Source organism: Pseudomonas sp. PICF6, from assembly GCF_009831705.1.
Lineage (GTDB): Bacteria > Pseudomonadota > Gammaproteobacteria > Pseudomonadales > Pseudomonadaceae > Aquipseudomonas > Aquipseudomonas rhizophila.
Window position 1 is genome coordinate 263,742 of the sequence record NZ_WUUD01000013.1, and the last position, 9,473, is coordinate 273,214.

Sequence of the window (9,473 nt, forward strand, 5' to 3'; positions counted from 1 at the left end):
AAAGGTCGGGGCCCGCCGCTCGAGAGTTTTCGCCGTGAAACCATTGCCCCTCGTCAGTATTGTCATTCCTGCGTACAACCCCCGGTTCTTCGACCAGGCACTGCTCAGTGCCCTGGCCCAGACTTACGAGCAGATTGAAATCGTTGTTTGCGACGATTCGCCTGGCGATGAGATTCGCCGGATAGTCGATTCCTTCACTGAGCCGTCCCATCCGATCCGCTATCTGCGAAATCCGCAGCGACTGGGGCTTCAGGGCAACCTGTTGCGTTGTGTCGAAGAGGCCAGGGGCGAGTTCATCAAAGTGCTGTGCGACGATGATCGGCTGTTTGCGCCGAGCATTGCGATGCAGGCCCAGGCGTTGATGGATCATGCTGACGTCAGCGTTGTGTTCGCGCTTCGGTTGTTGTGTGACGCGGGTAACTTCATCTTGCCGCCTCGTGTGGACAATTGCCGCTTCTCGCCGAACGATGCCCTGCTCAAGGGCGATGACATGCTGGCGATTTTCGAGAGCACGCTGACCAACTTTGTTGGCAATTTCAGTTCGACGCTGATGCGCCGCGCCGATGTGCTGGAATTGCTGCCGGCGCTCCTTCAGGACGGTGCCGGTTTTGTCGCTTTGCTCGACTTTGCTTTGTTCGTCTGCCTGATGCGTCGTGGCAACTTGATTGCCTTGAATACCGTGTTGAGTGTCGAGCGGCTGTACCCGGAGCGTTTGAGCAAGACTCCGGAAATGCTCAAGGCCGCGAAGGCAGAAGGGGGGTGGCTGGCGCAGATGCTTGTTGCGCGCAGCGGCGAAGCGGCTCCGGCCTCGGGTTGGGTGCGCTGCATCGATTTGAACAAAATCACTGACCAGCCTCATGCCTGGCAGGAACTCTGCGTAACCCGCGTGCTGGGCAACCGCAATACCGTCGTCAATGGTCGGGTAGGGGCGCAAAGTGAGAGCTACGCCGACTTTTACCGCGAATGGCTGAGCGTCCGCCAGTTCAGCGAGGTTGAGCGGCGTGTCATGCCCGCGCGCATCGATAGCTGGCCATTTCAGCCGAACATCGTGCCTGTGATCATCGACGCCCTCGGTGATGCGACGTCGCTTGCGGCGACGTTGCGTAGCATCAAGGGCCAGCTGTATCGCGCCCAGGCCGTGGTGGTGCTTTCCGATGCGCATTGCGAGGTCGACGAGCGAGTGCTGCAGTTGCCTTATCAGGCCGATTGGCCGCGTCAGCTCAATGCCATCGTTCCACAGCTGGAAGGCGCGCACTGGTTTTATCTGCTGCGAGCGGGCGACGTCTTGCGCGATTCGGCATTGCTGATCCTGGCCGAGCGCGTGGCCGGGAGGCAGGGCATTCTTTGCGTCTACAGTGATGAAGGTGCGTTGGTGGACGGGGAGTCCTTCGAGCCGGTATTCAAGCCGGACTTCAATCTGGACCTGATGCGCGCCTATCCCTATGTCGGTCGGACCCTGGCTTTCGAGCGTGAGCGGTTCATGACCGCGGGCGGCTTCGAGCCGACCCAGGGCGAACTGGCGCCCCACGATCTGCTCTGGCGCCTGGTGGAAGAGGCCGGCCCTCAGACCATCGAACACATTCCGGAAATCCAGGTCGAGTCGGCCCTGAGCTTCGCCCAATGGTTGTCGCTGCCCGAGGTCATCGAAGGCAATGCCCGGTTGGTTGGCGCGCATCTGGATCGTATCGGCATCGAACACAAGATCTCACCGGATACGATGCCGTTGATCAATCGCATCAACTATCGACACGGTGCACGTCCGCTGGTGTCGATTATCGTGCGTACCGGCGACTCGCTTGCGGCGTTGCAACACTGCACCGAAAGCCTGATCGAGCGTACTGCCTATACCCATTATGAAATCCTGATCGTGGACAGCGGCGTTCAGGATCCGGCTATGCTCGACTGGCTGGCGAGCATGGCGCAGTTGGGGGCGAGCATGCTGCGGGTACTGCGTCATGTCGGCGAGGCCAATGACGCCGCCGTGCGTAATTTTGCCGCCAGCCAAGCCAGTGGTGAATACTTGCTACTGCTCAGTGCGCACACGATCGTCCGCGATAATGATTGGCTGGATGAGATGATCAATCATGCCCAGCGACCTGAGGTCGCGGTGGTAGGTGCCAGGATCCTCAGCCCTCAAGGCGCCCTTGTTGGCGGCGGGCAGATTCTCGGGTTGGCCGGGCCGGTGGGGACGCCGTTCTACGGTGAGCCAGCGGCTTCCCGGGGCTATATGCAACGTTTGCACACCACCCAGAACTGGAGTTCGGTCAGCAGCGACTGCCTGATGGTGCGCAAGCAGGTTTTCGATGAGCTCGGCTACCTGGACGAAGCGTCCTTTACCCTCGGTCTCAGCGATGCCGACCTGTGCTTGCGCGCTGGCCAGCACGGCTATCTGGTGGTTTGGACGCCTTACGCCACCGTGATGAAAATCGACCCTCAATCGAGCGTTGTCCGGCCGGACGAAACCACGTTGATGGAGCGCGAACACGAAATCTTCTCTCGTAGATGGTTGCCGCAGATTGCCCGGGATCCTGCCTACAATCCTGCGCTGAGCCTGGGGGCATCAAGCTTCAGCCTGGAGCCTTCGCTGCGCAACAACTGGAATCCGTTCTGCACCCGCGCGTTGCCATTGGTGCTTGGCTTGCCGGTCAACGCCACCGCGGTCGGCCATTATCGTGTTACGGCTCCGTTGGCCGAACTGGAGGCTGCGGGATGGGTGATTGCCCGAGTCGCCTACGAATCGCCTTCGACCGTTGAAGTCGAGCGCTTGTCGCCGGATACGATCGTCTTGCAGGGGCGCTACAGTGAAGGTGCCGCCGGCGATATCCTGAGGATGAAGAAGTATTCCAATGCCCTGCGGATCTTCGAGCTTGACGATTACGTCGTCAATGCGCCCAAGAAAAACACTCATGCGCGCAACAAGCCGGTCAATATCGAGCAGATGCTGCGCGAAGGGATCGGATTGTGTGATCGCGTGGTAGTGACGACGCCGTCGCTCGCTGATGCGTTGTCCAGCATGCACCATGAGATCCGTATCGTGCCCAACATGCTGCCGCCCAAGCCATGGAGTCGGTTGACCAGTCGCCGCGGTACGTCCTCCAAGCCCCGAGTGGGTTGGGGAGGTGGGACAAGTCACAGCGGCGACCTGGAGATCATTGCGGACGTGGTTCGCGAGCTGGCAGGCGAGGTGGAGTGGGTCTTCTTTGGTATGTGTCCGGATGCGCTGCGGCCGTACATCCATGAATTCCACCGGTCGGTTGCCTTGAGCACTTATCCTTCCAAATTGGCCAGCCTGAACCTGGACTTGGCCTTGGCCCCGCTGGAATTCCATATCTTCAATGACTGCAAGAGCAACCTGCGCTTGCTGGAGTACGGCGCCTGCGGCTATCCGGTTATCTGCACCGACACCAAGGCCTACGACGGCTTCCTGCCGTGTACCAAGGTGCGCAGCAACAGTACCGAGGAATGGATCGCGGCAATCCGCATGCACCTGGCCGACCCTGACGCCAGCTACCGCATGGGCGATGAACTGCGCGAAGCGGTGCTTCGTGATTTCATGCTCAGCGGCGACAACTTGCAGCATTGGTTGTGGGGCTGGTTGCCGGACTGAGCATGAGCTGTTTGGGCTGGAAAGCCTGTGGCGAGGGGATAAAATTCCCTCGCCACTAAGATCAGTATTCAACCCTGTTTTGATTCAAATCCCCTCCGGCGAGCTGGCGCGTTTCCTGCAAGCCCCCCTCATATCGCCATAAAACGAGCGCTTGCGGCATTCCGCGGCGCCCGGATCGGCATCGAAGGTGTAATCCCCGCGCCCGCAAAGCGAAACAACGCTTGGCCGAGCCCGGTGATGGACAAGAGGGGAGACGATGAAGGCAGTTATCTTGGCAGGTGGTCTCGGCACGCGGATCAGCGAGGAGTCGCACCTCAAGCCCAAGCCGATGATCGAGATCGGTGGCAAGCCAATTCTTTGGCACATCATGAAGCAGTATTCCGCCCATGGAATCCACGACTTCGTCATTTGCCTGGGCTACAAGGGCTACGCCATCAAGGACTTCTTCGCCAACTACTTCCTGCACACCTCCGATGTCACGTTCGACATGTGCAACAACCGCATGGACGTTCACCAGAACTACAGCGAGCCGTGGCGCGTGACCTTGATCGACACCGGTGAAGACACCATGACCGGCGGCCGGCTGCGGCGGGCGGCGCGTTATCTGGAAAACGAAGAGGCGTTTTGCTTTACCTATGGCGACGGCGTCTCGGACCTCAACATCGGTGCGCTGGTGGATTTTCACCTGGCGCACGGCAAGCTCGCCACGGTGACGGCAGTCCAGCCTCCTGGACGTTACGGTGCGCTGGAGCGTGACGGCGATAGCGTCCTGGGTTTCACCGAAAAACCTCGGGGTGACGGTGGCTGGATCAACGGTGGTTTCTTTGTCCTCTCGCCGAAGGTCCTGCCTTACATTGCTGACGATCAGACTTCCTGGGAGGCCGAGCCGCTGGCAGCGTTGGCAACGGAACAGCAACTGCAGGCGTTCCAGCACGACGGTTTCTGGCACCCGATGGACACCCTGCGCGATAAAAACCATCTTGAGGCCCTGTGGCAAAGCGGGGAGGCCCCATGGAAACAATGGGGTTGAGCCCGGAGTTCTGGCACGGCAAGCGGGTGCTGGTCACCGGCCACACCGGTTTCAAGGGCAGTTGGCTGGCGCTGTGGCTGCAAAGCCTGGGCGCTCGGGTCAGTGGTTTTTCCCTGGATCCGGCCACCGAACCCAACCTGTTCGAGCTGGCAAGGGTGGGCGAGGGCATCGATGATCGGCGCGGTGATTTGCGCGACCTCGGCGCGTTGCTGGAAGTGCTCGCCGACGTGCAGCCGCAGATCGTCCTGCACCTGGCGGCTCAACCATTGGTACGCGAGGGTTATCGCGATCCGCTGGGCACTTATTCCAGTAACGTCATGGGCACCCTGAACCTGCTCGAAGCGGTCCGCCAGATTGGCGGCGTGCGAGCCTGTGTCCTGGTCACTACCGATAAGGTCTACGCCAATCAGGAATGGCTGTGGCCCTACCGCGAAAACGAAGCCCTGGGTGGCCACGATCCTTACAGCAGCAGTAAGGCCTGCTGCGAGTTGCTGGCGCAGTCTTATGCCGCCTCGTTTTTCTCCGCCGATCGTTACGCTGAACACGGCCTGGCCCTGGCTACGGCCCGGGCTGGAAACGTACTGGGTGGCGGTGATTTTGCCCCTGAACGGCTGATTCCAGACGTGCTCAAGGCTTGGTCGGCGGACGAACCGGTGACGCTGCGTTATCCCCAGGCCGTACGCCCCTGGCAGCACGCCCTGGAGCCGCTGGCCGGTTACCTGCAATTGGCCGCGCGCCTCTATGAGCAAGGCCCGGAGTTTGCCGGTGCCTGGAACTTTGGCCCCGGTGAGGCCGACATGTGCAGCGTCGGCGAAGTCGTCCAGTTGCTCGCCGAGCGCTGGCCGCTGGCGCCGGGCCTACGGATCGAACCGAGTGATTTGCATGAAGCCGGCCTGCTGCGCCTGGACAGCAGCCGTGCCCGTCAGTTGCTGGATTGGCAACCGCGCTGGTCGTTGCAGCAGTGCCTTGCCCAGACCCTCGATTGGCATTTGGCGTGGCAAAACGGCGATGACATGCGTCAGGTCACCCTCGGCCAATTGAATCTGTACCGAGGCGCGTTGTGAGCGAGTTTTTGTTAAAGGCATTGCCTCTTGCCGGGCTGTTCAGCGTCCAGCACAAACGCTTCGAAGACCAGCGCGGGCATTTTGCCCGGCTGTTCTGCGAGGGCAGTCTGAGCGCGTTCGGCCAACCGTTTCATATCCGTCAGATCAACCATTCCTGCACCCGTGAGCGAGGTAGCGTACGGGGTCTGCATTACCAGAGCGCGGCGCAACCGGAGGCCAAATTGATCACTTGCCTGCGCGGTGAGGTCTGGGATGTGGCGGTGGATTTGCGCCCCGATTCCGACACTTTCCTGCACTGGCATGCCGAACATTTAACGGCGGGTGACGGCCGCAGCCTGTTGATCCCGGCCGGGTTTGCCCATGGGTTCCAGACCCTGACCGACGATGCCGAGCTCCTGTATCTGCACAGTGCCGATTACGCCCCGGAGCATGAGGGTGGCGTATCGGTCAATGATCCGCGGCTGGCGATTGCCTGGCCGCTGCCTGTCAATAATCTGTCGATGCGGGACAGCAGCCATCCCTTGCTCGACGAGCATTTCGCTGGAGTGCGTGTATGAATTGCCGAGGTTGCGGGACTGCCCTGGTGTTGCCACTGATTGACCTTGGCACGTCGCCGCCGTCCAACGCATACGTGCGGGCCGACCAACTGGAGCAGGCCGAGCAGTGGGTGCCGCTCAAGGTTGCGGTATGCCAGCAGTGCTGGCTGGTACAGACCGAGGATTACACCCGCGCCGACAGTCTGTTCGATGCCGACTACGCCTATTTCAGTTCGTTCTCCAGTACCTGGCTGGCCCATGCCGAGCGCTATGTGGCCGAGATGGTCGAACGCTTCGATTTGACCCCGGACAGCCGCGTGGTGGAGATTGCCGCCAACGACGGTTACCTGTTGCAGTACGTGGCCAAGCGCGGCATTGCGTGCCTGGGCGTCGAGCCGACCCGCAGCACCGCCGAGGCGGCTCGTGAAAAAGGTCTGGAAATTCGCGAGCTGTTCTTTGGCCGCGATACCGCGTCGCAACTCATGGGTGAGGGTTGGGCAGCCGACCTGATGGCGGCCAATAACGTGCTCGCCCATGTGCCGGACATCAATGATTTCCTCGCCGGTTTCGCCACGCTGCTGAAGCCGACGGGCGTCGCGACGTTTGAGTTTCCGCAATTGCTCACGCTGATGGCCGGGCAGCAGTTCGACACCCTGTATCACGAACATTTTTCCTACCTGTCGCTGACGGCCGTGCAAACACTGTGCGAGCGCAACGGGCTGGAAGTATTCGATGTCAGCCAACTGTCGACCCACGGCGGCTCGCTGCGGGTGTTCGTCCAGCGCTCCGATGGCGAGCGTCGTCCGGTGCTGGCCACGGTGCAACAGCAATTGCAGGCTGAGCTGTCCGCTGGCGTGAAAACCTCTGCGTATTACGCCACCCTGGCGCCGGCCGCTGAGGCCATCAAGCATGGTTTGCTGCGCTTCCTGTTGCAGGCCAAGGCTGATGGCAAGCATGTGGTCGGTTATGGCGCGGCCGCCAAAGGTAATACGTTGCTCAACTATGCCGGGGTCAAACCCGACCTGCTGGCATGGGTAGCCGATGCCAATCCGCACAAACAGGGCAAGTACTTGCCGGGCAGCCGAATCCCGGTCGTATCGCCCGAGCGTATCGCGCGGGAGAAACCCGATTACGTCCTCGTCCTGCCCTGGAACCTGTTGAGCGAAGTCAGCCAGCAGTTGGCCGAGGTTCGTCAATGGGGTGGGCAGTTCGTGATAGCCGTGCCTGAGTTGACGGTGCTATGAAGGTCCTGGTGACTGGCGCTACAGGGTTCGTCGGCCGTCATTTGGTCCAGGCGTTGCTAGCGCGTGGCTGTGAGGTAAGGGCTGTTGCTCGTCGGGTCGAACCGGCGAGAGCATTGCCTTGGTTCGACCAGGTCGAGTTCGTGGCGGCTGATGTCCACGACGAGGCGCTGGACGTCGCGGCGCTGGTCGAAGGGGTCGATGCGTTGGCGCACCTGGCCTGGCCTGGGTTGCCGAATTACCAGGCACTGTTTCATTTCGAACACAACTTGATGGCTGATTATCGCTTCATCAAAAAGGCCGTCGAGGCAGGCATTTCCCAAGTGCTGGTCACTGGCACCTGTTTCGAATACGGCCTGCAAAGCGGGCCGCTCGACGAGCAGACTGCGCCGCAACCGGCCAATCCTTACGGATTGGCGAAAAACACCTTGCGCCTGTTTCTCGAACACCTGCAACGCGAGCATCCCTTTACCTTGCAGTGGGCCCGCTTGTTCTACCTGCATGGCGCTGGCCAGAACCCCAACAGCCTGCTGGCGGCGCTGGACCGGGCCATCGATGCGCAAGCAGCGGTATTCGATATGTCCGGGGGGGAGCAGTTGCGCGATTACCTGCCGATCGAGACTGCGGCCGCCCATTTGGCTGGCCTGCTGCTGCGGCGCCGTTTCAATGGCGTGGTCAATTGTTCCAGCGGCGAACCGGTGTCAGTGCGCGCGCTGGTGGAAGCACACCTGCGCGAGCGTGGTGCCGCCCTTCGCCTGAACCTGGGCCATTATCCTTACCCGACTCACGAACCCATGGCGTTCTGGGGCGTGGCCGACCGTTTGCAAAACTTATTGGGAGCCGCACATGACGCGTGAGCTGTACCGGGCCACCGGTCTTCCGGTTTTGCAAAACCGGACCTTTGCCGATGAGCAGTCGGCCAAAGCCTCGGCGTGTGCCGATATGGTACTCGTCCAGGACGAAGTGAGCGGGTTGGTCTTCAACCAGGCATTCGATGCCGACAAGCTCAGCTACAACAGTGATTATCAGAACGAACAGGCCCACTCGGCTCAGTTCCAGCGGCATCTGTCTGAGGTAGAAGGCATCATTGCCCGGCACTTCAGCGCCCAGGAGCTGATCGAGGTCGGTTGTGGCAAGGGCTATTTCCTGGAACTGCTCAAGCAGCGTGGCTACGCCATCACGGGCATCGACCCGGCCTACGAGGGCGATAACGCCGATGTGATCAAGGCGCCGTTCACTCGTGACCTGGGCCTGTCGGCCGACGCGGTGGTGCTTCGTCATGTGCTTGAGCACATCCAGGACCCGCTGAGCTTTCTCACCGAAATCGCAGCGGCCAATCAGGGCGGCCAGATCTACATCGAAGTGCCATGCCTGGACTGGATCCTGGAGCATCGCGCCTGGTTCGACCTGTTCTACGAGCATGTCAATTATTTCCGCCTCGATGACCTGCGCCGAATGTTCGGCACGGTGCATGAAGCCGGACATCTGTTCGGCGGCCAGTACCTGTACATCGTGGCTGACCTGGCTACGTTGCGCCTGACGCCGGAAGAACCCGCGGCGGAACTCGCGTTGCCGGACGGCTTCACTGCCAGTCTCGGGCGCGCGGTGCAGATTATCCAGGCTGCGCCGCAGCAGGGCTCGGCGATCTGGGGGGCTTCGTCCAAAGGTGTGATCTATTCGCTGTTCCTGCAACGCGCTGGTGTGGCGGTGGACTGCGTGGTGGATATCAACCCGGCCAAGCAGGGACGGTATCTACCCTTGAGTGGCGCGCGTGTCTGCTCACCGGATGAGGCGATGGATACCTTGCCTGAAGGGGCGCACGTGTTTGTGATGAATTCCAATTACCTTGAAGAGATCAAGCGGATGACCGGTGGGCGTTACGTCTACCACGCCGTTGACAGTGCTTCGTTCCAATAACCACGAGATTCGAACATGACCGACAACACGATCCATAAAGCCTTCGAAGCCCAATGCCAGACCGAAATCGCCGGTCAA

The 9,473-nt window shown here is 60.7% G+C and carries 7 protein-coding genes; all 7 read left to right on the plus strand.

What is annotated here, in order from left to right; all coding sequences use genetic code 11:
• The first annotated feature begins 34 nt into the window (after window positions 1–34).
• The 7 genes from GSM73_RS06240 (at window position 35) to GSM73_RS06270 (ending at window position 9,395) form a co-directional block, all read left to right on the plus strand.
• On the plus strand, window positions 35–3,607 hold the full coding sequence (locus GSM73_RS06240) for a glycosyltransferase (protein WP_160891892.1): 3,573 nt from the start codon (window positions 35–37) through the stop codon (window positions 3,605–3,607).
• A 256-nt stretch (window positions 3,608–3,863) separates the two neighbouring features.
• The gene (gene rfbF, locus GSM73_RS06245; protein ID WP_076385852.1) at window positions 3,864–4,637 is read left to right on the plus strand and encodes a glucose-1-phosphate cytidylyltransferase; all 774 of its coding nucleotides are present in this window, start codon (window positions 3,864–3,866) and stop codon (window positions 4,635–4,637) included.
• A complete protein-coding gene (gene rfbG / locus GSM73_RS06250; protein WP_160891894.1) occupies window positions 4,619–5,701 on the plus strand; it encodes a CDP-glucose 4,6-dehydratase in 1,083 nt (360 codons plus the stop codon). The genes rfbF and rfbG overlap by 19 nt, the downstream gene beginning before the upstream one ends.
• Complete coding sequence (locus GSM73_RS06255) at window positions 5,698–6,258, plus strand: dTDP-4-dehydrorhamnose 3,5-epimerase family protein (protein ID WP_160891896.1); 561 nt, start codon at window positions 5,698–5,700, stop codon at window positions 6,256–6,258. The genes rfbG and GSM73_RS06255 overlap by 4 nt, the downstream gene beginning before the upstream one ends.
• Window positions 6,255–7,481, plus strand: a complete 1,227-nt coding sequence (locus tag GSM73_RS06260) for a class I SAM-dependent methyltransferase (RefSeq protein ID WP_160891898.1) — start codon at window positions 6,255–6,257, stop codon at window positions 7,479–7,481. Before GSM73_RS06255 ends, GSM73_RS06260 begins: the two co-directional genes overlap by 4 nt.
• A complete protein-coding gene (locus GSM73_RS06265) occupies window positions 7,478–8,335 on the plus strand; it encodes an NAD(P)-dependent oxidoreductase (RefSeq protein WP_076385844.1) in 858 nt (285 codons plus the stop codon). The genes GSM73_RS06260 and GSM73_RS06265 overlap by 4 nt, the downstream gene beginning before the upstream one ends.
• The gene (locus tag GSM73_RS06270; RefSeq protein WP_076385842.1) at window positions 8,325–9,395 is read left to right on the plus strand and encodes a class I SAM-dependent methyltransferase; all 1,071 of its coding nucleotides are present in this window, start codon (window positions 8,325–8,327) and stop codon (window positions 9,393–9,395) included. The genes GSM73_RS06265 and GSM73_RS06270 overlap by 11 nt, the downstream gene beginning before the upstream one ends.
• Window positions 9,396–9,473 lie beyond the last annotated feature (78 nt).

Coding starts and splice junctions, on each gene's coding strand:
- rfbF (WP_076385852.1), top strand. CDS start 3,864: ATGAAGGCAGTTATCTTGGCAGGTGGTCTCGGCACGCGGATCAGCGAG.
- rfbG (WP_160891894.1), top strand. CDS start 4,619: ATGGAAACAATGGGGTTGAGCCCGGAGTTCTGGCACGGCAAGCGGGTG.
- GSM73_RS06260 (WP_160891898.1), top strand. CDS start 6,255: ATGAATTGCCGAGGTTGCGGGACTGCCCTGGTGTTGCCACTGATTGAC.
- GSM73_RS06265 (WP_076385844.1), top strand. CDS start 7,478: ATGAAGGTCCTGGTGACTGGCGCTACAGGGTTCGTCGGCCGTCATTTG.
- GSM73_RS06270 (WP_076385842.1), top strand. CDS start 8,325: ATGACGCGTGAGCTGTACCGGGCCACCGGTCTTCCGGTTTTGCAAAAC.